At 38.2% G+C, this 24,259-nt stretch carries 22 protein-coding genes; 17 read left to right on the forward strand and 5 right to left on the reverse strand.

Annotated features, from left to right (window positions below):
- Positions 1–683: 683 nt before the first annotated feature.
- Genes ACIP9W_RS12680 through ACIP9W_RS12695 form a run of 4 tightly spaced genes read left to right on the forward strand, consistent with a single transcriptional unit; the run spans position 684 to position 5,586 of the window.
- On the forward strand, positions 684–1,613 hold the full coding sequence (locus ACIP9W_RS12680) for an ABC transporter ATP-binding protein (RefSeq protein WP_400789888.1): 930 nt from the start codon (positions 684–686) through the stop codon (positions 1,611–1,613).
- 14 nt (positions 1,614–1,627) lie between these two features.
- On the forward strand, positions 1,628–2,902 hold the full coding sequence (locus ACIP9W_RS12685) for an ABC transporter permease (RefSeq protein ID WP_400789983.1): 1,275 nt from the start codon (positions 1,628–1,630) through the stop codon (positions 2,900–2,902).
- Entirely contained in the window at positions 2,899–4,008 is a 1,110-nt protein-coding gene (locus ACIP9W_RS12690) for an ABC transporter permease (RefSeq protein ID WP_400789891.1), read from the forward strand. The genes ACIP9W_RS12685 and ACIP9W_RS12690 overlap by 4 nt, the downstream gene beginning before the upstream one ends.
- Positions 4,009–4,023: 15 nt before the next feature.
- Positions 4,024–5,586 carry a GNAT family N-acetyltransferase gene (locus ACIP9W_RS12695; RefSeq protein WP_400789893.1) on the forward strand — a complete coding sequence of 521 codons (1,563 nt, stop codon included), beginning with the start codon at positions 4,024–4,026 and terminating at the stop codon, positions 5,584–5,586.
- A 50-nt stretch (positions 5,587–5,636) separates the two neighbouring features.
- Here ACIP9W_RS12695 and ACIP9W_RS12700 read toward each other — a convergent pair whose 3' ends face one another.
- Positions 5,637–6,872 (reverse strand): helix-turn-helix domain-containing protein, encoded by a 1,236-nt coding sequence (locus ACIP9W_RS12700; protein ID WP_400789896.1) that lies wholly within the window; start codon positions 6,870–6,872, stop codon positions 5,637–5,639.
- Positions 6,873–6,984: 112 nt separating this feature from the next.
- On the opposite strand from ACIP9W_RS12700, the gene ACIP9W_RS12705 reads away from it, so the two are divergent.
- Positions 6,985–8,247 (forward strand): MFS transporter, encoded by a 1,263-nt coding sequence (locus tag ACIP9W_RS12705; RefSeq protein WP_400789899.1) that lies wholly within the window; start codon positions 6,985–6,987, stop codon positions 8,245–8,247.
- A 47-nt stretch (positions 8,248–8,294) separates the two neighbouring features.
- On the opposite strand, the gene ACIP9W_RS12710 is transcribed toward ACIP9W_RS12705, so the two are convergent.
- Together ACIP9W_RS12710 and ACIP9W_RS12715 are read right to left on the reverse strand one after the other, a co-directional pair.
- A complete protein-coding gene (locus ACIP9W_RS12710) occupies positions 8,295–9,452 on the reverse strand; it encodes an MFS transporter (protein WP_400789901.1) in 1,158 nt (385 codons plus the stop codon).
- A gap of 161 nt (positions 9,453–9,613) precedes the next feature.
- Complete coding sequence (locus ACIP9W_RS12715; RefSeq protein WP_400789903.1) at positions 9,614–10,027, reverse strand: CBS domain-containing protein; 414 nt, start codon at positions 10,025–10,027, stop codon at positions 9,614–9,616.
- Positions 10,028–10,210: 183 nt separating this feature from the next.
- Between ACIP9W_RS12715 and ACIP9W_RS12720 the strand changes: the two genes are divergently transcribed.
- The gene (locus ACIP9W_RS12720) at positions 10,211–10,348 is read left to right on the forward strand and encodes an Lmo0850 family protein (protein ID WP_170206517.1); all 138 of its coding nucleotides are present in this window, start codon (positions 10,211–10,213) and stop codon (positions 10,346–10,348) included.
- A 67-nt stretch (positions 10,349–10,415) separates the two neighbouring features.
- Here ACIP9W_RS12720 and ACIP9W_RS12725 read toward each other — a convergent pair whose 3' ends face one another.
- Complete coding sequence (locus ACIP9W_RS12725; RefSeq protein WP_400789905.1) at positions 10,416–11,603, reverse strand: FtsW/RodA/SpoVE family cell cycle protein; 1,188 nt, start codon at positions 11,601–11,603, stop codon at positions 10,416–10,418.
- Between the two features lie 153 nt (positions 11,604–11,756).
- On the opposite strand from ACIP9W_RS12725, the gene ACIP9W_RS12730 reads away from it, so the two are divergent.
- The 9 genes from ACIP9W_RS12730 to ACIP9W_RS12770 all read left to right on the forward strand — a co-directional run bounded on the left by ACIP9W_RS12730 (position 11,757) and on the right by ACIP9W_RS12770 (position 21,151).
- Positions 11,757–12,497, forward strand: a complete 741-nt coding sequence (locus ACIP9W_RS12730) for a hypothetical protein (protein ID WP_400789908.1) — start codon at positions 11,757–11,759, stop codon at positions 12,495–12,497.
- Positions 12,498–13,241: 744 nt separating this feature from the next.
- Positions 13,242–13,574: a DMT family transporter gene (locus ACIP9W_RS12735; RefSeq protein WP_400789910.1), complete on the forward strand. Its 333-nt coding sequence runs from the start codon at positions 13,242–13,244 to the stop codon at positions 13,572–13,574.
- On the forward strand, positions 13,574–13,888 hold the full coding sequence (locus tag ACIP9W_RS12740) for a DMT family transporter (protein ID WP_400789913.1): 315 nt from the start codon (positions 13,574–13,576) through the stop codon (positions 13,886–13,888). The genes ACIP9W_RS12735 and ACIP9W_RS12740 overlap by 1 nt, the downstream gene beginning before the upstream one ends.
- 66 nt (positions 13,889–13,954) lie before the next feature.
- A complete protein-coding gene (locus ACIP9W_RS12745) occupies positions 13,955–15,037 on the forward strand; it encodes a D-alanine--D-alanine ligase (protein ID WP_400789915.1) in 1,083 nt (360 codons plus the stop codon).
- A gap of 5 nt (positions 15,038–15,042) precedes the next feature.
- Positions 15,043–16,413, forward strand: a complete 1,371-nt coding sequence (locus ACIP9W_RS12750) for a UDP-N-acetylmuramoyl-tripeptide--D-alanyl-D-alanine ligase (RefSeq protein ID WP_400789918.1) — start codon at positions 15,043–15,045, stop codon at positions 16,411–16,413.
- A gap of 23 nt (positions 16,414–16,436) precedes the next feature.
- A complete protein-coding gene (locus ACIP9W_RS12755; RefSeq protein WP_400789920.1) occupies positions 16,437–17,141 on the forward strand; it encodes an alpha/beta hydrolase in 705 nt (234 codons plus the stop codon).
- Positions 17,142–17,483: 342 nt separating this feature from the next.
- Positions 17,484–19,028, forward strand: coding sequence for a degradosome RNA helicase CshA (cshA, locus tag ACIP9W_RS12760; RefSeq protein ID WP_282241290.1), 1,545 nt, complete (start codon positions 17,484–17,486; stop codon positions 19,026–19,028).
- Positions 19,029–19,176: 148 nt separating this feature from the next.
- Entirely contained in the window at positions 19,177–19,656 is a 480-nt protein-coding gene (locus ACIP9W_RS12765; RefSeq protein WP_400789923.1) for a PH domain-containing protein, read from the forward strand.
- On the forward strand, positions 19,646–21,151 hold the full coding sequence (locus tag ACIP9W_RS12770; RefSeq protein WP_400789925.1) for a PH domain-containing protein: 1,506 nt from the start codon (positions 19,646–19,648) through the stop codon (positions 21,149–21,151). Before ACIP9W_RS12765 ends, ACIP9W_RS12770 begins: the two co-directional genes overlap by 11 nt.
- Positions 21,152–22,071: 920 nt before the next feature.
- On the opposite strand, the gene ACIP9W_RS12775 is transcribed toward ACIP9W_RS12770, so the two are convergent.
- Positions 22,072–22,701: a rhomboid family intramembrane serine protease gene (locus tag ACIP9W_RS12775; protein ID WP_400789928.1), complete on the reverse strand. Its 630-nt coding sequence runs from the start codon at positions 22,699–22,701 to the stop codon at positions 22,072–22,074.
- A 68-nt stretch (positions 22,702–22,769) separates the two neighbouring features.
- Between ACIP9W_RS12775 and acpS the strand changes: the two genes are divergently transcribed.
- Together acpS and ACIP9W_RS12785 are read left to right on the forward strand one after the other, a co-directional pair.
- A complete protein-coding gene (acpS, locus tag ACIP9W_RS12780) occupies positions 22,770–23,123 on the forward strand; it encodes a holo-ACP synthase (protein WP_400789930.1) in 354 nt (117 codons plus the stop codon).
- 58 nt (positions 23,124–23,181) lie between these two features.
- Entirely contained in the window at positions 23,182–24,207 is a 1,026-nt protein-coding gene (locus ACIP9W_RS12785; protein WP_282241295.1) for a LolA family protein, read from the forward strand.
- Positions 24,208–24,259 lie beyond the last annotated feature (52 nt).

The following is a 24,259-nucleotide window of genomic DNA, read 5'->3' on the forward strand; positions in this document are numbered from 1 at the left end:
GGCTTCAATCTCCTCGTCGCTCACGCTCCTGCGGGGCTTTCAGCTCGTGCTTTTCTCGCTGGAGTCGCCACCCTTTCGCTACAATCCAATAAGGATAAGGCTACATAATTGGCGTCACTGTTTAACAGAACTAATCAAACTTCTTCAGAGATTTTCTAACTATTAAGTGCCAATAAATGGTGTAATATAACAAAGCCGAGCAAGCGGAACTTTAGAGAAAAGTAATCTTATTTAATGCTCTATTATTATTGCAATCCCAATCCAAGTTAACTTGTTTTGTGAAAAACTGTTAATAATTTTGTTTCTAGTAAGTCGATAATAAATAAAAAGAATTTATTATTGATTTTCGCTACAGGCGGCGACTCCTGCCGGATGAGTGGGCTAATGAGACATTCCAACGACGCCCTAAGCGGAGGGAATGGCTCATCGCACACCCGGCGGAAAGCGTCCGACCTGCAGTGAAAATCTAGCGGACACTTCATCAACCACCTACGTCGCAGTTTTCCTATACTGCTCTGTGGGAGTTTTGGGCAACAAGCTACATTTCAAAGTCATCTACATTTTATCCAGCCCTTCCTAAATAATTTCCTTACACTTTACATAAATTTAACGTACGGATTTTCAATATTAGGAAAATAATTTGCTATAATTTAACTAAATATGCATAACAAGGAGTTGGATAAATGCTACAAGCGATTGATCTTCACAAGAAATTCAAAACAAAAGAAGCGGTTCATAAAGTTAACATGCAGCTGGAGGCAGGAGAATCTGTTGGGTTACTCGGTCCGAATGGTGCTGGGAAGTCTACAACTATTTCCATGTTATCTTCTTTAATAATGCCGACAAGTGGTGAGGTGTTATGGAATAACGTATCCATCAATAAAAATCCAGAGGCTCTCCGTAAAACGCTAGGTGTAGTTCCACAAGAAATTGCATTGTATCCAGAGCTCTCTGCAAAAGAAAACCTACACTTTTTTGGACGTATTTATGGATTGAAAGGACAATTACTAGTAGAACGCACCGAAGAAATATTACAGAAAATCGGTTTGGCTGACCGCAAAAACGATATAGTGAAAACATTTTCTGGTGGTATGAAGCGTCGTTTAAATATTGGAGCTGCTCTTTTACATAATCCATCTATATTAATCATGGACGAACCGACAGTTGGGATTGACCCGCAATCGAGAGCGTATATTTTAGATACTGTCAAACAGCTCGTCGAAGAAGGCATGACATTACTTTACACCAGCCACTACATGGAAGAAGTAGAGCTTCTCTGTGACAAGATTTATATTATGGACCAAGGTGAAATCATTGCCCACGGCACGAAAGAAACATTAAAATCACTAGTTTCGGACAATCAAACCATCGAATTAAAAGCACATGTCCTATCAAAGGGATTCGAGGCGGCGCTAAAAAAGCATTTTCCAACTGCTAATATTCGCAAAGAAGATGAAATACTATTAATTACAATGCCTCAAAACGAGGAGCCGCTGGCGACTATATTTGCAATTGCAGCAGAAAATGCAGTGACGATTACTTCTGCGATTGTGAAAGTTCCTTCTCTGGAAGATGTATTTTTACATTTGACAGGCAGAGCATTGAGGGATTAGGGGGAGAATCTGTGATGCTACTCAGTTTAATTGGAAAACAGATGAAAATGTTGCTGCGTAACAAACAGCCGCTTATTATTTTGCTCGTGATGCCTGTTGTGCTCATTACCATTCTTTCTACTGCTCTCGCTAGTGTGATGAATAGTGAGGAAGAAGCAGCTATTCAGGCTAAACTTGTACTAATAGATGAGTCGAGCTGGGAACAGGAAGAGGCGTCTATTGAAAGTTGGTTGAAAGAAGAGGGAGTTAGCGGACCTGCTCTCGAGGCCTTACTTCAAGTTTTCAAGAGCAATGATCCTATTTCAATTTTAGAAGGATCTATTTTGGACTCAAAAGATATTAGTAAATATATTGCGAAGGAAAGTAGGCAATCTACTGAACTCGATAGTCTTAGAAAAGACAAAGAAATCGATGGCATCTTAGTGATTCCTGCAGACTTTCGTTTTAATTACATAAAATCAGCTTATTTAGATGAACAGGAAACCCCTGATATGGATTTGTTTTTAAGCCAAGAAAATGGAATACGCGCTTCGATTATTCAATCGGTGCTCGAAGAGTGGCAAAGTGGTTTCACTAAATCGCTTGCTTTAATGAAAGCTGGAATTCCAGCTGATGGAGTAATGCAAAATGAGCAAGCGGTTGAAAGGATTGAACAGGTGTTGCAAGGAAGTGAACGAAAAATTCCTGCTTCGATTTATTACACAGTTGGAATGCTTGTGATGTTTGCACTTTATATACCGACGTTTTTGGCGGGCTTTGCTTTGCAGGAAGTGCAGTGGAAAGTATATGATCGAATCCTTTTAGCGGGTGTACCCGCCACACTATATGCTTTTTCTATTTTTATAACAGGAATGATTATTGCACTGATGCAGCAAGTCATTATCCTGTTATACGGTAAATTTGTGTTAGGTATTGACTGGATTGGTTTAGAAGGAATGGCTTTAATCGCGTTAAGCTTTAGTTTATTTATCGGGGGGCTTTCTGCTTTACTCACGACATTGCAACTTCGTACGAAATCAGAAGGAGTTGCAAATATATTCAGTGGTTTAGTAGTTTCCATATTCGCTTTTTTAGGAGGTTCGTTTTTTAACATAGGGGACGTATCTAGTCTGCTTGCGAATATAGGGAGTTTTACGCCTAATGGAGCAACAATGAGCGCTATTTTAGCGATTCAAAAAGGACAATTATTAGAAGTTATTTGGTCTTATATGTTCACTTTGTATGGATGGTTTGTTATTTGTATATTGCTATCCATTGTTTTATTTCCAAAAAGAGGGGTGACATCGTGAAAGGAATATGGCTGGCAAGATTGCAAAACTTGAAACGAAAACCTCTCGTTCTTATTTCAATGACGGTTATGACTGTTATTTTTGCGTATGTATTAAGCGGTGGCGTCGGTAGTAGTGTAACTTTATTAGTCGCGACGGATAACACGGATATGAGTAATAAGGTTTTGGAAAGGCTACAACATGAGGATGACTATTCCATTACCGTTTTATCAGAGGCAGAATTGCAAGAAGTAATGAAAGAAAAGAGGGACAAAATCGGATTACAGCTTCATGAAAAAACGTATTCTGTTTTAGCAGATACCGAATCGGACATCGTAAGAATGCTGTCTCTTGAAGTAGTAACTATCTATAACGAGCTTTCTTTTCAGGAACAGATAGTTACCAATGCTGGAGAGAGTAAGTGGGAAGAAGTAGAAAAAAGCATGGCGGAAGAACCATCATTTCTATTGAAAAAGTCATCCATGGATGAGTCCCAAGTTTTTAGATATGACGGAGCACTTCAAAGTCTTTTTGGTTTCATGCTCTATTTTGTCTTTTATACAATTTCGATCAACGTCCAATTTATATTAGAGGATAAACGAACAGGGATATGGAATCGTTTGAAGCTAGCGTCTATAAGTAAATTTCAATTGTATTTCGGTCATTTATCTTTTAGTTATCTTATTGGACTTATACAAATGCTGTTAGTCATTTTCTTGTTTCGCTTCATCATTGGTACAAATATGTATGGTGGATTCTGGAAAGTGGTCATTATTTCTAGTGTGTATGTATTACTCGTCATGGCGTTTTCGTTGTTTATTATTTCACTTGTGAAAACCGTTAGTCAGAGCAGCGTTATTATTTCTTTGCTTGCCGTTGCTTTTGCAATGATTGGCGGGGCATACTGGCCATTAGAAATCGTTCAATCAGAAGGACTGCTTGCGATGAAATGGATATCTCCTATTTATTACGGAATGGAAGCTTTAAAAAGAGTTACCATTTATGGGGAAACTTTAGGTGGAGTCTTTTCGTATATATCTATGATGATACTATTAGCAATATTGCTAATAGTGATTGGCATTACTTTACTAGAAAAAAGGACAGAACGATACCATTCTAGTGAATAGATAGGGGTGTTTGGGATGTACTGGTGTAAAATTGCAAGGACAGAAAAAGAATTTGAAGCGATTGCTAGATTAAATTATCAAACGTTTGTAGAAGAAATACCGCAGCATGAACCGGATCCAAGCGGAATGAGGGTGGATCCATTTCATCATGAAAATGTGTATGTTATTGTGCTAAAGGATCAGGAGCTCGCAGGGATGGTTGCATTTCGTGCAATCCGTCCTTTTTCCTTAGATTTAAAGCTTGGACCAGTAGAGGATTTGCTTCCGGAAGATGCGCTTACTGGACTGTTGTGCGAAGTGCGTCTAATGGCAGTCGATAAGGCTCATCGAAATGGACGAGTATTTTACTATTTAGCGCGTGCATTATCTGATTATGCGTATGAGAACGGATACGGGGCTGCTGTTATATCTGGAACTATTCGTGAACAAAAATTATATAATCAGCTAGGTTTTGAACCTTTTGCAGAAACCGTCGGGACAGGGGATGCCCTTTTTGTTCCAATGGTGCTGACAAGAGAACGATTTGACCGTTCCGTTGCTGCCCGGTTTAAGCAAAAAAGATATTCGTTTTATCCGGGACCTGTTCAACAAACGGAACTGATTCAACAGGCATTTCTAGAAAAACCAATATCCCATCGATCGCATGCATTTGAAGTGATGCTAGAACGAGTGAAGAATAAACTCTTGGGGATGAGTGGGGCAGACTATGTACATCTTTTATCCGGAAGTGGGACGCTTGCGAACGAAGCGATGATTGCCCAATTATATGTATTAGGAGAGAAAGGGCTAATACTTACAAATGGTGCATTTGGAGAACGCTTGGAAAGGCAGGCCGGTAGATGGGGGCTTGCTTTTGAGGTACAAGCCTATGAGTGGGGGACACCATTTGATAAGATGGAAATTGAAAAAGAACTTGCAACTGGTAATTATAGTTGGTTATTAATGGTGCACGGGGAAACTTCTACGGGAATGTTAAATGATCTGGAAGCATTCGCTAAAATGTGCAAAGAATATAATGTGTCGCTTTGTGCAGATTGTGTAAGCTCTTTTGGCGCTTTACCATTTTCAATGGATGGCGTGTACTTAGCTACTGGAGTCAGTGGAAAAGCTATTGGAACCATGAGTGGTTTAGGATTCGTCTTTTCAAACTCGGAGATTGTAACGAGCGATAACATTCCAGCTTATTTAGATATTGGTCTAACTGCTAGTCAAATGATCCCATTTACGATGTCCTCCCAGCTAGTACAAAGTTTAGAAAATGCACTGAAAGCTTATGAAAAGGGTGCAAGATATACACTGTTAAAAAATCGGATGAATTTCATCGAGCAAGAAGTGAAGAAGCAGCAAATCCAACTATTAGCGGATAATCATTACCCGATGATTATTACTTGGCAGGAAAATGTCTTTCCTCATTTAGCTGAGGATGCACGAATGTCCGGCTTCGATCTTCATTATAAAAGTGATTATTTAGTAGAACGAGGATTGCTACAGGTTTCCTGTATTCAACCAGATTTTGAAGATGCTTGGTCGAAGTTTACAAATTGGATGGATAATTATCGGACGTACCATTCAGAGTAAATGATGCCTAAAGATTAATAGATCGATATAGAAAAAATGTGGTCTCTCAGTCAGTTATGATGGGGAGACCACACTTTTTTATAAATTTCTTCGATATATTTTTTATATGGTGTGTCTGGCATTTTACTGATATTATCGAAAGCAACTTGTACTGCTTTCATTGCCTTATCCTGCTGACCTAGCTCTAGGTAGCATAAAGCTATATAGGCATCTTTTTCATAGAAGATGGATAAATCGATAGGATGATGAAGAACATCTGGAATGACAACCTCCTGTAATTTATCAATAGCCTGTTCATATTGCCCCAAACCGTATAATATTTTTCCTCTTTCTAGTAAGAAAAAAGGCGTGAATAGTTTTTTGTTTATACCTTTAATCGAAAGTGTATTGAATAAATGATCTGCTTCTACGTATCTTTTTTTATAAGAGGTTAAGTAATGGATTGCAGCATAATAAGTGAAGATTTTCGAATCCTCATCATCGGCAAATTCACTATATGCAAGAAGCTTGTTTAAATAATACTCCTTTTTTATCTCATCTTCCGCCATCATCGCTTGTGCAGCAGCCAATCTATATAAATTATCCACTTGTTTAAATATTTTATGTTTGTTCGAATACTGAATTGCTTTTTCCATTACCTGAATAGCTTCTTCGTATTTGCCAACAGCAAAATATAAAGTAGCTTCTAAATAGTCGTAGTCCAACCGAGAGAGGGGGTCTATCCATAACGGATTTGCTTCCAGTTTTGCACGTTCTCCAAGAAGTATGTCCAGTGACTTCTGGTATTGGTGCTTTCGATATGGAATAACGGCAAGGGATGTCCCTATGTCTGCCCGTTTTGTAGTTAAGTTTAATTGTTCATACATTACTGCAACTCGTTTTAATAGATGTTCGGAGTCACTATTATTAGTAAAAGCTAAACAGCGACTGTACATTTCCAGTAAACGAGCAGCTTCATATCCTTGTATAAGCTTAGGTACGTATGGTTTTACTAACTCAATCAATTGCTCATGCTCAGTTGTCAGATCTTCATAGTTCGTACTAAAAAGGATTTCGGCTTTCTCAAGTATCTCCCTTAATTCGAGGTTACTAACCTCTTCTAAAAGACTGGTCATATCCACGTCTAGTCGTCCGGCTATATAATTTAAGCTTTCCATGGAAGGGTTTGCTTTGTTATTTTCGATTAAACTAAGCATACCTTTTGTGAGCTCTGTGCCCGCAAGAGCTTCTAGTGTCATCTTTTGTTGTTTTCTTAGTTTGCGAATTCGCTCTCCTAAAGTTGACATGTTATACACCTCATTTTATAAGTTTAATTATATTAAACTTTTGATTGAAATGGAAGTGATGCTATGGTATTGTTTGTTTAATTATATTAAACATTTCAAAGGGGAAATGAAAATGGAAGAAGTGCAAAAGCTTAAAAGGGCTACCTATCATTTGTGGACGTTTACGATTAGTAAAATGATTTCTAGTTTTGGTGCACAAGTGTATGCTTTCGCTATCAGTTTTTATATTTTACAGTTGACTGGGTCCGCTTCAAACTTTGCATTGAATTTGATTTGCAGTATTTTGCCAAGAACTTTAGTAGCGCCATTTGCAGGATATGCTGCGGACAGATATTCGAGAAAAATGATTGTCATTGTAGCACAAATTGCAACGACTCTAGCTATATGCGGGCTACTTATTGTTAGTTTAAGGGCTGATTTGTCGTTAGTAGCGATTTATACTACGACTGTTATATTATCGTTAGCTTCTACGTTTTCTAGTGTCACCTTTAGTTCATCCATTACAGGATTAGTGGATGAAGGAAGAATTCAAAAAGCTATGTCCCTGAACCAAATGTCGATTTCATTTGCTGCAATTGGAGGTCCAGCATTAGGTGGGATATTATATGGTACAGTTCCTATGCCAGTATTTTTAGTTATGTACACGGCTGCATCCGTTATTGCGGTGATTTTAGAGTCTACGATGAATTTTACTTTATTTGCAAAACGTAAAGAAGTGGTGGAGGGAGAAGAAAAAGAACCAATGCTTCAAAGTATGAAAGAAGGATTGCGTTATTTGAAAAACCAACCCATTTTGAAAGCAATTGTGTGGATCTCACTTTTTATAAATTTTTTATTTGGTGCTTATATGGTAGGGTATTCATTTATTTTAATCGAAAAGCTAAAAGTGGCTTCGGAGCATTTTGGATTAACAGAGGGTGCTTTTGCGGTAGGCATGTTGCTCTTATCTATTTACTTCTCTACTAGAAAAGAAGTGAAGTATCCTTTATTGCTTTCAAAGAGAAGCATAGTAATAATGGGTGTACTCATGGGAGCAGTGGCTTTACCGTTAATCATTAGCATGTCCTACAATGTTACATTCGGTTACTATGCTGTTTTAATGTTTTGTCTCGGATCTGCAATGATCATCACAAATACTCCATTGCAGGTGATGATGCAAAAGATGATTGAGGATGATTATAAAGGCCGCGTATTCTCTATTATAGAAACGATGGCGATGGCACTTATGCCTCTAGGAACGGTAATCTATGGATTTTTATATGATTTGCTGCCTGCAGAAGGTATTCTTATCGTATCGAGTCTGTTATTAATAGTGGCTGTATTGATACTTGCAAGACCATCCGTTATTCGAACCGCCCATCCTGAACTGAAATAGAAAATGCCAAGGAGCGACTTTTCGCTTCCTTGGCATATAATCTTACTCTACACTTTTAACGTTTTTTTTGAATTACGGAATGCAAAAATCAATCCGATCGATAAGATCGCAAGCACACCAGACACGACATAAATATTATCGGGTTGAACGGTGAACAACCATGCAAATAATAGAGGACCAATAATTCGTCCGAGGTTGTCCATTGAATAGGCCATCCCGGCTGCCGTTCCGTAGCGTCCACCTGACTCTTTCGAGGTAAGTGAAACAATCGTTGTTCTTGCAAGTGCATTTCCTGCAGTGAATACGCATAAAGCGAAACCAGCCCAGAAAATGCTGTTTGTAAATACAGTCATAAACAAGCCAACTGCCGTGAAAATTTGTGCATAGAAGAGCCACTTTGTTTCAGTGCCATTTTTTATACGACGCACGACACCTCCCTGAATAGCTGCATCAACAAATCCGCTAAACATAAATAAATAACCAATTTGAAGTGGTGTAATGTCAATTCTTTCAATTTGGAACAATTGGAATGTAGCCTCTAAACCAGCAAGTAAAAAAGTGACCATAAAGGAAAACAAAAATAAATACTTAATACGGTAACCCCAAAGACTTGCGGCACCTTTGGGAAGAAGAGCGCGTTTGTTTGCTTCCCCGGTACGTTCTGGCTCTTTCAAAATAATAAATGCATACACAAAAATTACCAGTAATAACAACGCGGAAACAGTAAACGGAAGTGTTAAGTTAACATGTCCAAGTACACCGCCAATTGCAGGTCCAAAAATAAATCCTAAACCAATCGACATCCCGAGAAAACCCATATACTTATTGCGATTTTCTTCATCTGATAAATCAGCAGCAAATCCAGTTACCGCTGCGTAAAGTGCTCCTGAGAATAATCCTCCCACTACACGGGATAAATAAAGCATAAACAATGAATCAAAAAATAAAGAAAATAGCCAGAAGCTCAAACTAAATCCAACTAGCCCAACTAATATAAGTGTTTTACGGCCAACACGATCAGAGAGCATTCCCCAAAATGGTGCTGTGAAGAAAGCAGCCAGGGAGTAAACGGTTAGTAAACCGCCAACATGAATCTCGTGATAATTCTGATGTAATATGACTTCGGGTAAAACGGGAATGATAATCCCAAAGCCTAGATAAACTAAAAACTGTATGGACATTAATATAAAAAGAGTCTTTTTCATACAAACACCTGCCTTCTGGAAAACATCTACTCTCTATATTACATGTTTTCATAAAGTTTGGCACATTGGAGATGGAGTCACTTTTTTATGTATTCAATTCATTGAATGCGAATGGAAAACTCAAAAAAGCCATCCCTCGAAATTTTGGGATAGCTCTTCGTTTAAAAACTTCGTGGTTCGGAAATGCTTTCCATAGCGTTTGAAATTTCTTGCACATGCGGAAAAGGGAATGCTAAATCAGCTAAAGATACGAAGCCAACAAGTAAACCATCTTCCATTACGGGGAGCCTGCGAACCTGATTACGCGCCATCACTACTGAAGCTTCTGTGGTTGTATCGTCAGGAGAAACGGAAATGACTGATTTCGTCATGACATCTTCTACTTTACTTCGCACATCTCTTGCAACAGCACGTGTCACGATATCTCGATCCGTAATCATACCGACTAATTTCTTGTTGCTGACAACTGGCAAACAACCGATATCTAGCGTTCGCATTTGATCTGCAACTTCATTTACATAATCTTGTGGATTACATGTTACTACTTCTCTGCTCATCACATCTTTCACGTTCATATTAAATCACTCCTTTGTTCGCAGTTTTCTTAATTAGTTTGGTTTACAAAAGTTTAAAATATGTAATATAAAAGAAAGTTTAAAATGAATAAAAAAGTGGTATGATAAAAACAAAATAAAAAACAAAAGAAACTTTTTTCATCATAAATCGTAATAATAAATGGAGAGGACGAGGTGGATAGAATGGCAAAGGAAGTTGATTTAAAGAAAATTGTAAGTAATCTTTCGAAGCTGGGTGTTACAGTTACAATGACAAAATCGAGACTTGACATACTTAAAGCGTTAGCACCACCAGCACAAACTCCCCACACGCAAAGTTAAAAAGAGTGGCTCGAAAAGTTCGTATAAATTTGAACTTTAGAGCCACTCTTTTTAGATGCATTCTTTATTAATCATCATCTTCATTTTTAGCGAACATATACGTTTTATGGTGAAATTTCATACTAAACACGAGGCCAAGTGCGAGCATATTCCCCATTAGAGAACTACCGCCGTAGCTTATAAATGGCAATGGAATCCCTGTTATAGGTAGCAGTTGTATCGTCATCCCAATATTTTCGAATACATGGAATGTAATCATGGCAATTATTCCTGCACATACATACGTGCTATACGCATCCTTAAGCTGAAGTGTAATTTTCGTTAAATGAAAAATAAGTAAAAAGAAAATACTTATGACAATGCTCGTACCTATAAAGCCATACTCTTCACCTATAACTGCAAATATAAAGTCAGTATGATTTTCAGGGACGTACACAACTCGTCCACCATAACCTTTACCGAAAATTTCTCCTGAACCAATAGCATTTAAGGAAGTAATTAAGTGCATTCCTTCATCGGAGGCATAGGAATAAGGGTCCAGCCAAGAATATATTCGAGCGAATTGATAACCCTGTAATCCGAACTTTTCTTGTAAAAAATCTTGCATGTAAAGTGCCATCCAAAGAAGAGACGCACCAATAGTCACAGATCCCAACAATAACGGAAGAATGATTTTCCAGGTTATTCCGGCTACTATAACTAAGGCAGCTGTAATGGCAATGAAAACAAGTGCAGTCCCAAGGTCAGGCTGTTTGAGAATAAAACCCAATGGAATCAGTAAGGTAATAGCGATTTTTCCGAGTAAAATAAAATCCGTTTTTATAGATTTCATTAAATATACTTCATGATGCTTTGTGATTAAACGGGCAAGAGCTAATATAAAAAAAGTCTTCATGAATTCAGCAGGTTGAATATCCCCAATAGGTAAATGGAACCAGCTTTTTGCATTGTTTCTCGGTTCAACTAGTGCTAAGCTACCCGGCAAGATAAAAAGAATGAAGAGTAGTAGCACCCCGATACCATAAATATACCAAGACATTTTTTTGTATTGATCCGGTTCAAAAAACATGACAAGCCCGACAATGACAGCACCAACGCCATACCAGAAAACTTGTTTCGCTACAAAGTTATATCCAGCATATTGACCTGTAGTTACGGCAGAAGAAATAGCAAGTAAACTAACGATTAAAAATAATAATATAATAAAAGCAAGGGTCCAATCGAAGCGATCGGCAAAGCCTTTTTTGTTTTCCATAAGAGTCACCTAAATTTCTTTCAAATTTCACTTATTCATTATAGCTTAAAATAATGTTTTTGGCTTGTAGGTATAAGAGACGAAGATTAAGATAAAGATGTTTCATTGGAAAAATTATGCTATTATATTATTTAGAATAAAGGGGTGAATTGAGTGGCAAAAAAAGAGAAAGAAATTGAAGAATATATAACGCATTTATACGTGCATGTAAATGATATCGAGCATTTTGTGTTGTTTAGTGGTATTACTGTCCACCAGTTTATTCGGCAATTCTCAGATTTGCCCGCTCTTTTATTATTAAAGCATGAATACGAAGAAGCATCTTTTAATATTCATACACAGCTGGAGTTTGTTGTGCATGATCAATATAATCGCTTTTTAAAGGATTTTGCAGAAAGACCAACCGCTTTATGCTTATTAGATTTTACGGATGAACGTAAGTTAAATATGTTATCTCCTCAAGAGCAAGCGGAGCTGCTATATATCGCACATAAGAAAGAGACGTTACGTTTACCTTTTTATCATCATCTTCAAAATAGATTTGTTTATTTGACGGATGAGAGTGAACAAATAACGAAAATATATTTCCGCGATACAGAAGACTTCCATCAATTGGTTGCTAGTGTGTTTAACCAACAAGTTAGTGAAAAAGCAAAAAACACTGCTTTTTGGCGTAAAAAAAACAACGTCGTTTTACCGGAATTGACGACCCAAAAAATAGAAGCATATGCCGACTACTACGAGGATGGTGTCCTCATGTCTTTATGCAAAATAGGGAAAACCAATTATGGAATTGAAATTAGAAGCTTACCCGATAATATATTTCCAGATGAAGTGCTAGGCGATTTAAAGCATCATTTAAAGAAGCCTGCTGATTTTTTAATCCAACTTTAATGTTAAAACCTTTTGCAATTAGCTGCAAAAGGTTTTTTTATAGAAAAATATTAAGTAGGTACTTGGCTATTTGGGAAACTGTGCGGCAGTGAATAGGAACTTAGGCTTCTTGCTAGCCGCATCTCACAAGAGCCCCCTTTTATACAAAAGGAGGTCGCTACTTCAGCTCATGCAACTCATAAACGCTACAGACGTAGTATCCGCTCTATTTATAAGTCCATAACTTATCCAAGGGTTGCTTATAACTTTGAGTGGTAGTTGCGCGATGTTTAAAAAAAACAGGTCCTAATCCTTGGCGTCTCAATCCAAGTAAACTTGCTATTTTAAGAATTAGTTGCTTTCTAGGTAGATTTGATTGCTTTCAATGAACAATCTGTTGCCCTTAGCCATTTATTGGATTTACACAGTCGAAAAACTGTTGATTATATTGTTTTTAGCAAGTCGATCATAAAAAAGTATTTACTTTTGATTTTCGCTGCAGCCGTCGACTCCTGCCGGATGAGTGGGCTAATGAGACATTCAACGACGCCCTAAGCGTCGGGAATGGCTCATCGCTCACCCGGCGGAAAGCGTACGACTGCAGCGAAAATCATAGCGGTAACCTTTATAAAACTTTTACCTCGAAGTTTCCCTATAATGCGACATACAGCATATGTAAACTTCTTAGCCCATTTTGTTATTATTATTTCCTTAATCCTTCTTGTGCTAAAATGAGTGAATGTAATAGAACAGAGGTGTTTATAAGTGGCTTGGTTATTATTAATCATTGCAGGATTAACGGAAATCGTTTGGGCGATTGGCCTTAAAGAAGCGAATGGCTTTACGGAGCTAGTGCCTTCTATCATTACAATCGTCTTTTTAGTCGTAAGTTTTTTCATATTTGCAAAAGCAATGAAGACGATTCCAATTGGAACGGCATATGCTATTTTTACAGGGATCGGTGCTGCGGGAACTGTAATTGTAGGGATTCTATGGTTTCATGAGGAAGTCAGCTTCGGTAAGCTATTCTTTTTAGGTGTTTTACTCTTTGGCATCATTGGGCTAAAGCTAGTGGATGATGAAGAGGAGGTTGCTTAATGGAGTGGATTGTGTTAATTGTTGCAGGTATATTCGAAGTAGCATTCGTGGTCAATATGAAGCTCTCAGATGGTTTTAAAAATGTGAAATATACCATTTTTACTGTTATTTCAGCTTCTTTAAGCTTTTTCCTCTTATCACTTGCTCTAAAAGATATTGCGGTAGGCACTGGATATGCAGTATGGACGGGAATTGGAGCAGCTGGAAGTGTATTGGTAGGTATGTACTTTTTCCATGAGAAAAAAAGCTGGAAAAAGTTATTCTTTTTAAGCTGCATTATTTTTGGTGTGGTAGGCTTGAAATTATTCGGATAGGTGTTCATCTAATGATACGGTCCGTGATAAACTAGTAGTATCCCAAAACGTGGAGGTTAGTTAAAAATGAAAATAAAATTAGGCTTATTATACGGTGGTAAATCTGCTGAGCATGAAGTGTCGTTACTTACAGCAAGAGCAGTATCCCAAGCGATAAATTTTGAAAAATACGAAGTATATCCAATATATATAACAAAGACAGGTGAATGGATAAAAGGAAGTGTTTTGACAGGTCCTGCAGAATCCGTTGAAACCCTAAAGCTTGGGGAGACAGTAAGCAAGCCAAATAATATTTCAAGTTTCTTACCCGTAGAAGGAAACGATAACTCTCAGCTAGATGTTATTTTTCCGTTGCTACATGGTCCAAATGGTGAAGACGGCACTGTGCAAGGTTTACTAGAAGTGTTGAATTTGCCTTATGTCGGAAATGGTGTTCTTGCATCTGCTGCTGGAATGGATAAAGTAGTCATGAAGCAACTTTTTGAAGTAGCAGGATTATCCCAAGTTCCTTACGTGCACTTCATTCGTAAAGAGTGGAAGAGTAATCAGGAGACGCTTATTCAAAAAATGGAAGAAAGCTTAAAGTGGCCATTGTTCGTTAAACCAGCTAATCTGGGATCGAGCGTAGGAATAACAAAAGCTACGAACAGAGAAGAGCTGATTAAAGCAGTGGAATTAGCCTTCAAATATGATCGTAAAATTATTGTAGAACAAGGCATTAAAGCACGTGAATTAGAAATGAGTGTGCTAGGAAATGACAATCCAAAATGTTCTATAGCTGGGGAAGTATTGCCTACAAAAGATTTTTATGATTACGAAGCAAAATATGAAGATGGTACGACGAACTATGCTATACCAGCTGTAATATCTGATGATTTGCTTGAGAGAATGGAAGATGCAGCGATTCGTGCATTTAAAGTACTTGATTGTTCTGGGCTTGTTCGTGCCGACTTTTTTGTGACGGATAAGGAAGAAATTATTATCAATGAAGTAAATACAATGCCGGGTTTTACGCCGATTAGTATGTATCCGAAGCTTTGGATAGAGTCTGGTTTATCTTATTCGGGTCTAATTGAAGAATTAATCATGCTAGCTCTAGAACGTTACGAGGAAAAGCAACAGCTTGAGCATTCGAAGGACGGAGAGTGAGCAACTTGAAGAAAAGCTTAGCAGAAATCGCAAACTGGTTAGGGGAAGAGGTTTCTTTTGAAAATAATCCTCTAGTTACAGGCGTTTCGATTAATACAAGAACATTGCAGCCCGGCGATTTATTTATCCCTTTTCGTGGGGAAAATGTAAATGGCCATCGTTTTGTGCAAGATGCATTTGATAAAGGAGCAGCAGCGTCTCTTTGGTTAAAGGATGAACCAAATCCTCCAAAGGATGTTCCGCTTTTATTTGTCGAAAGTGGCGAAAAAGCACTACAGCAAATGGCGGTAGCGTACCGGGAAGAATTGAATGCAACTTTTATAGGAATTACAGGATCAAATGGTAAAACGTCAACGAAGGATTTAGTGGCAGGGATTCTATCTCCATATTTCCGTGTGAAAAAGACGGAAGGTAATTTTAATAATGAGCTAGGATTACCTTTAACAATTCTTGCCCTTGATGAAGATACGGAATTTGCTGTATTGGAAATGGGGATGAGTTCATTTGGTGAAATAGAGTTTCTATCCAAGCTTGCTAAGCCAAAGTATGCGGTTATTACAAATATAGGCGAAGCGCATATGCAAGATCTCGGCTCACGCGAAGGAATTGCAAAAGCAAAGTTTGAAATTATTGCAGGCTTACAAGAAGCCGGAAAGCTTTTCTATGATGGCGATGAACCATTACTACGTCCATTTATAGAAAATACCCCATCCCTACATTCCATTTCTTTTGGTACAGAGGAAGCCAATGATCTGCGTATTGTAGAAGTGACATTTACCGAACAAGGAAGTAAGTTTCGTACAGACGGCTTGATCAATGAAGAGATGTCCATTCCTATTCTTGGAGAGCATCAAGTGAAAAATACATTAGCGGCTCTATTGATCGCACAAGAAGTAGGGCTTACTTCCGAGCAAATGCGGGTAGCATTAAAGGAAATCGTATTGACCGATATGCGTATGCAAGTAATAGAGGCAGATAATGGAGCAATTTTCATTAATGATGCTTATAATGCAGCGCCAACATCGATGAAAGCAGCGATTTCTTTTGTAGAGAAGTCGACGATTAAATCAGATAAATGGCTCGTACTTGGTGATATGCTGGAACTTGGCGAAAATGAAAAGCAATATCATGAAGAGATGAGCGCCTATATCTCAGATAAAGTGTTTACTGGTGTTTGTTTATATGGACCGAGAATGGAGTGGCTATATAAGAAATTACTAGAGCAGTTTAAGGATAAACAGCTTGTCTGGGTAGAAAATGAATATGAGCAAATCATTTCGCACTTAAGACAAAGAATAGATGCAGACTCCATTGTTTTAGTAAAAGGGTCACGTGGTATGAAGCTAGAACAGATCATCGAACCGTTTAAAAAGTAAAATTTAGAAAGGGGTAGGGCAATATGAAAACAGGCGTCCTTTGTATTCACGGTTTTACGGGTGGACCATATGAAGTACAGCCATTCGTAGAATTTTTACAGGAAAGGACAGACTGGACAATTATTGTCCCTACACTTCCTGGTCATGGTGAAACGTTGGAATTACAAAAGCTAACTGCGGAAAATTGGTTGATGGCTGCAGAGCTAGCATTAAGAAAACTTCTAAAAGAAGTGGACAAGGTATACATTGTTGGATTTTCAATGGGTGGGATTATTGCCATGTACTTGGCAATCCGGTATCCAATTGCCAAACTTATTTTGTTAAGTGCAGCAGCTAAATATATTTATCCTACCCAACTCCTGCAAGATATTAAAGAAATGGCAAAAGAAGCAGTGGAAGGAAAACTTGAGGATAATATATTGTACAAGCGATACAGCTCTAAATTTAAAGAAACACCGATTCGGGCGACGCTTGAATTTATCCGTTTAGTACGTATAGTTGAACCCTATTATAGCCACATTAAAATACCAGTCTGTTTAGTCCAGGGTAAAAAAGATGGCATTGTCCCTTATACAACCGCTGAGTTTTTATTTGACCAAATTGGTTCAGAGGAAAAAGAACTGATCTTTTCCGAAACAGGTAAACACCATATTTGTTACTGTGAGGATTGCGAAGACTGGTTTAATCGTGCGTTAAATTTTTTAACCGAAAAAGGAGTGGATAATTAAACTAATAATTATAACAGTTGCTATTTCGTTGCAACGAGTAATAAGGCATGATATACTACGTTTAGAGCAATGGATACATTTTGTGTGAAGACTCTTCAGCTTTTAATTGAAGAGTACTTTTTTTTGAACATAACGGTTTGTTTAGGCAGTAGGGATTAAATCTCTCACAAACGAACCGCTCGGCAAAAGACCGGGCTTTCCCTTTATATAAGACCCCTCTGAACTGTAAACCACAGAGAATTTTAAGTAACGGAAACGTTCCTCGTATAGGCTCGAATTTGCCGCAATTTCATCTGAAAATGTAACCATTTGTCAAAACACAAGAAAAAGGAGATTAAAATTTTGACAAATTTTTCAGAATTAAATATTAGTGCTTCTACATTGAAATCCGTTCAACGTATGGGATTTGAAGAAGCAACACCAATCCAAGAAGGTACTATTACACATGCTATGGGTGGACGCGACGTTATCGGTCAAGCACAGACTGGTACGGGTAAAACTGCTGCATTTGGTATCCCTATGATTGAAAAAATCGATACTAAAAATCCTAACATTCAAGCGTTAATCATCGCTCCAACACGTGAACTTGCAATCCAAGTTTCGGAAGAGCTATATAAATTAGGGTATGATAAAAAAGTCCGTCTATTATCTGTTTATGGAGGCCAAGAGATTGGTCGTCAAATTCGCGCCCTTAAAAATAAACCACAAGTAATCGTTGGTACACCTGGTCGTATTTTGGACCATATTAACCGTCGTACATTGAAACTTGATCAAGTTCAAACACTTATCTTAGACGAAGCAGATGAAATGCTTAACATGGGATTCATCGAAGACATCAATACAATTTTAGAAAGTGTTCCTGATGAGCGTCAAACGCTATTGTTCTCAGCTACAATGCCAGGACCTATCCGTAAAATTGCAGAGAGATTCATGAAAGATCCAGTTGAAGTAAAGATCAAGTCTAAAGAAATGACTGTTGAAAACATTGAGCAATTCTTTGTAAAAGCGCATGAGCGTGAAAAATTTGATATTTTATCACGTATTCTAAACGTGCACCAACCGGAACTTGCAATTGTTTTTGGTCGTACAAAACGTCGTGTTGATGAATTAGCGCACGCATTAAGCATCCGTGGTTACCTTGCAGAAGGAATTCATGGTGATTTGAGCCAAGCGAAACGTATGTCTGTATTAAAACAATTTAAATCAAATAAAATCGATATCCTAGTTGCAACTGACGTAGCTGCGCGTGGATTAGATATTTCTGGTGTAACACATGTTTACAACTTTGATATTCCACAAGATCCTGAAAGCTATGTACACCGTATCGGTCGTACAGGTCGTGCAGGGAAAAATGGAGTAGCTGTAACATTCGTAACACCAAGAGAAATGGGTTACTTACGTATCGTTGAAGATACAACGAAAAAACGTATGACTCCTCTTCGTCCACCAAGTTCAGACGAAGCACTAGTTGGTCAACAACGTGTAGCAATTGAATCGTTAACAGAAATCGTGAATAAAAATGATTTAGGTGATTACCGTACACTTGCTGCGGAAATGCTTGAAAAGTTTGAAGCGGTAGATGTAATTGCTGCAGCTTTAAAATCAATGACAAATGAGCCGGATGATACTCCGATTGCTCTTTCTGAAGAGCGTCCATTACCTGCACGCAGAGAGCGTAGCGGTGGAGGCGGTTCTCGCTCTGGTGGTGGTTACAAAGGTGGATCTCGTTCTGGCGGACGTAGCTCATCAGGACGCTCAGGCGGCGATCGCGGATTTTCTCGTTCAGGTGGCGGTTCACGTCCTAGCAGCTCGCGTCGTAGTAGCGGTCCACGTGACGGTTCTACTCAACGTAGCACTAGAACTCGTTCACCACGTAACGAAAACTAAAATAATATTTGTTTATAAGATGAATCGCGCATTTCGATGCGGATTCATCTTTTTTTATTCGGACATTCACCCAGCTAAAACATTCTTCTATAATTTGAAACATTTCCCCGCTGAAATCGTATACAATACAAGGGAAGAGGTGTTGATAATGAGAACAGAACCAATAAATAGAATATCTAAAAAAGGACTTCGTGTATGGAGAATCTATGGGGTTTTCCAAACACTAATAGCGTTGTTACTAGGTATAGGAGTGGGGATTATAAACTTCTTTACTGGTGAGTACATTTGGCTGTACATAGTAGATGTCGTAATTGTACTAATTATTGCATACTTACTCATTTATTTATTTCCAAAAGTCAGATGGACGCGGTGGAGATATGAAGTAAGAGAGCAGGAAATAGAACTACAGCACGGCTTGTTTGTTGTAAAGCGGACTTTAGTGCCAATGGTTCGTGTCCAGCATGTCGACACAGAACAAGGGCCAATTTTACGAAAATATGATTTAGCTTCTATTACAATTTCCACAGCAGCAACAAATCATACGATACCGGCACTAATTACCGCAGAAGCGGATGAACTACGTGGCAGAATTTCTGTACTTGCAAGGGTGGCGGAAGATGATGTCTAAAGAAAAAAATAAATTACATCCAATTTCTGCAGTTATAAACTTTGTAAAAGTATTAAAAGAAATGATAATCCCTTTTATTGTAGTTATTGCGTTGAATGGTTTTGGAGGAAGGGATGGTGCTGGCGATTGGTCCTCCTATATTACCTATGGCATCTATGGAATAATGCTAATCTTTTTGTTGGTTAGTGGCATTATCAAATGGAAACGATTCAGATATTGGTTTGAAGAAGAGGAGCTTCGTATCGAGTATGGTTTATTCGTAAAGAAAAAGCGATATATTCCTTTTGAGCGTATACAAAGCTTGAACTATACGGAAGGCATTTTCCATAGACCGTTTGGACTTGTAAAGGTAAAAGTAGAAACAGCTGGCGGCGGAGCGACAAAGGAAGCGGACGCCGAGTTAACAGCCATTACAAAAGCAGCAGCAGAACAGATTAAACTGGAAATGCTACAAGCAAAAAATAAATTAACGGAACCAATAGACGACTCTGCGGAAGTACAACAAGTAGTAAAAGTGGAAAGGCAGTCCATTTTTAAGATGTCTCCGAAAGACTTATTTGTGCTTGCAAGTACTTCTGGTGGGGTGGGAGTATTTTTCTCTGGGTTAGCTGTCTTTGTTTCTCAATTTTCAAATGTCATTCCATATGAAGCGATTTATGAAGAAATAGTAGTATTTATTCGTTTTGGTGCACTCATTGTGGCATTGGTTGTTTTTGTTGTGTTGTTAATCGCTTGGATTGTTTCCGTTGTACTTACTTTTATAAACTACTACGAATTTACGATTATAGTAGAAGATGAAGAAATTATTATTACGAGAGGGTTGTTAGAGAAGAAAAAAGTAACGATCCCACTTTCCCGAATTCAAGGGGTAAGAGTTGTTGAAAATCCCCTGCGTCAGCTAATGGGCTATGCATCGGTAATTGTCGATAGTGCTGGAGGTTCTTTAGCGGAAAAAGATGAAAAAATACGTTTGCTTCCACTTATTAAAAAAACGAAGATAACGCCAATTTTACAAGAAATATTTCCAGAGCTTCAGTTTGATCCTATCCTCACGAAAGTACCGAAAAGGTCAAGAAAGTTTTTCTATCGATTAGATTATATATGGATGATCCCGGTTGCTGGGGCAGTTAGTTATTTCTTTTTTCCTTTTGGATTACTTTCGCTTTTGTTATTCCCACTAAGCTATGGTCTGGGTGTTTGGCAACAAAAAACAGCAGGCTATTATTTGAATGAACGTCAGCTGGTGATACAATATCGACTCTTCAGTAAAGTAATAGTATGGATGGAGAAAAGAAGGATTCAGTCTATGACGGAGCGTGCAACCCTTTTTCAAAAGAAAGCAAACGTTTCATCTATTATTACAACGATTAAATCTGGTGTTTCGGGAGCGTCTACAACAATCCCACATATCGAAAAAACGGATGCAGAAATGATTTTAAATTGGTACGAACCCCATCGAAAAATAACCATAGAAAAAGAACAGCCACTAGACTAGGCTGTTCTTTTCTTATGCTTTTGGAAAGTATAGGTTAGATGAGATGGTAAGTCACTGTTTAGGGAAACTGCGAAGTAGGTAGTTGAAGAAGTTGTCCGCTAGATTTTCACTGCAGTCGTACGCTTTCCGCCGGGTGAGCGATGAGCCATTCCCTCCGCTTAGGGCGTCGTTGGAATGTCTCATTTTGCTCCCTCATCCGGCAGGAGTCGACGCCAGCAGCGAAAATCTATAATAACTGCTTGTTTATTCATTATCGGCTTGCTAAAACCAACTATCAGTTTCTAAACTGGGTAAATCCAATAAATGGTGGAGTACGAGAATATCCACTGTGACTGCGATAAACTAGCCCCTGAACACGACAAAGTCGATGCTTTTTGTAAAGCCATCCCCAATAATGCACCATTATTCTCTGCGTCTCACTCCAAGTAAACTTGTTTTATGAATAATTGGTTGCTCTCAGACTGCCTCTAGTTGCTCTCAACAGACGTTTGGTTGCTCTCAGAATAGAACTGGTTGCTTTCGCCAGTTTTTGATTGCCATTAGCCATTTTCTGGGAGATATTTATTCTGTCGCTACATAATTGGAGGGATTTAGTGCGGCCGCGCGAGACTCCTGCGGGAAAGCGAGGCAGACGAGACCCTGCAGTCGCTTGCGACGAAGCGACTCGGCGCTCGCCCGCGGAAAGCGAAGCGCCGCCGTGCTAAATCCAAGTGGTCACTTTCTTCCACTACCTACTACGCAGTTTCCCTAGAATGTCATCCTCTGACTTTTCTTTTAAGAGATAGAGCGCAATAAGATAACATAGAAAAAAGAGGCTTATCATGACCTCAGTCACGATAAGTCTCTTTTAAGGATCAAACGGTATAATAATCAGGAAGTCCATCCCAAAACCTGTGAAAGGAATAGGATTTTTATTCTTTTTACTTCACTGCTCTAAGCTTACTTTTACGTTTTCTCCAAGCAGCAATTCGTTTGGGATGAAAATAGATAATGCCAATAATAAAACCTGTGATTAGACCTGCAATATGTGCAGTGGCATTAATATTAGGCTGAAGAAATGTCATAATAACACCAATAACAATAATAGGGACAATGATTTGCTTAAGCTGTGGCAATAGATTTCTCGTATAGTAAACTAAAGCTCCAAAGGCACCAAGAATACCATAAATAGCTCCACTAGCACCTACGCTTACATAGTTCCAATCGTGTATTAAATATGTAGCAATACTACCGACTAAACCAGCTAACAAATAGATGGTTAAGAAACGAGCTTTACCTGCAATTTGTTCTAGCTCTGGTCCAAATAGATAAAGAGAGAACATATTGAATAACAAATGAAAAAAAGTCGCATGTAAAAACAAGGGGGTAACTAGACGCCAATATTCCCCTTCGCTTATAAGTAAGTTAAAGTGAACACCCTGAGAGTAGATCGCGTCTCCCAGAACGGGGATATTTGTTAAAATATAAATAACAATATTTATAGCAAGCAGAGTAGAAACGACTGGATAGAATTTAATGTATTGTTTGAAATTTTCTGTTCTTGTAAACATTATTTCACCTCGATTTTTCTACTAATATTATAGCTTGGATAAGCCACATTTGAAAAGGAGAAACCCTTATGATTACTGGAATAGGTTTAGACATAACCGAATTATCGAGGATAAAAAAAATAAAAGAAAAAACGAGTAAATTTGAAGCACGTATTTTAACGAATCAAGAAATTGCTCAAATGCAAAATTTATCTGCTTCGCGACAATTAGAATATCTAGCGGGACGATTTGCAGCAAAAGAAGCATTTTCGAAAGCGTTAGGAACGGGAATAGGAAAAGAATGTAGTTTTCATGATATTGAAATACTCAAGGAAAATAACGGGAAACCAAGTCTTTATTTTAAAGGAAACCAAGTGAATGGCTTTGTCTCAATAACGCATACAAAAGAATATGTAGCTGCTCAAGTAATTCTCCAATCATAACCGGTCGTCCAACTACATACAATGAACGAACGCAGTGATAATAGAAAGGATGGACTGATTGAAAAGCCGAGTGGCCAAACTGTTATTTGTATTAGCAATGATGATCCTGGTACTATCTGCATGTGGAGCTGAGTCAAAAGAAGATGTATTAAAAAAATTGAGTAATAAGTGGGTGGATGCAAAAGGATATGAGTTAACTGCGGAGATGAGCATCTTAACTGGTCAAGAGCCGAGAGTGTATGACGTGGAAGTTTGGCATACAAAGCCTGATTTTTATCGCGTGAAAGTATCCGATGCAAATGCGGAAAATACACAAATGATCGTACGTAACACAGAGGGAGTTTTTGTTGTAACACCAGCGCTTAACAAAACGTATAAGTTTCAAAGTAACTGGCCAGCGGAAAATAGCCAAGCATACCTAATAGGTTCGCTTGCGCAAGATATTAAAAAAGATAAAAATTCTACGTTTAAAGAAGAAGGAAACAACTATGTATTTGAAACGAAAACATCTAATAATCACAAAAACATGCTACCAACACAAAGAATCTACATTGATAAAAAGACTTTATTGCCAAAAGACGTTGCAATCCTGAATGAAAATAAAGAAGAACAAATTCATATAAAATTCAAACAGGTATCACTTGGTAAAGCACATGCAGCAGGAGATTACAAAATTGAACAGTCAGCACCAACTGGAAAAACGGAAGAGGGTACTGTAGAAGCTTCCGCGGAAATGGAAAACAAAGAATTTGAAACACATTACCCAATGATTAAGTGGGAAGGTGTTCACTTAATCGATGAAAAAGAGATGAAAGTAGACGACGATAGACGAGTTATTTTAACGTTCAGTGGTGAAAAAGAATTTACAATTATTCAGCAGCTAAGCGATCCAAGCGTATCTTCTACAATCCCAGTTTTCGCACCAGGGGATCCTGTAGATTTAGGTGTAGCTGTTGGAGCGGTAACAGATCAATCGCTTACTTGGGAACAGGACGGAATGTCATTCTTCATCGCATCTACATCATTAACTAAAGAAGAAATGATTGAAGTAGCATCATCTATGACGATAGCTGGATTGAAATAAATTTCTATTTGACGACTTCTTCTCACTAGTAGGATAATGAAACGAATAATAG

The sequence above is a fragment of the Psychrobacillus sp. NPDC093180 genome (assembly GCF_044754065.1).
In the GTDB taxonomy this organism is placed as follows: domain Bacteria; phylum Bacillota; class Bacilli; order Bacillales_A; family Planococcaceae; genus Psychrobacillus.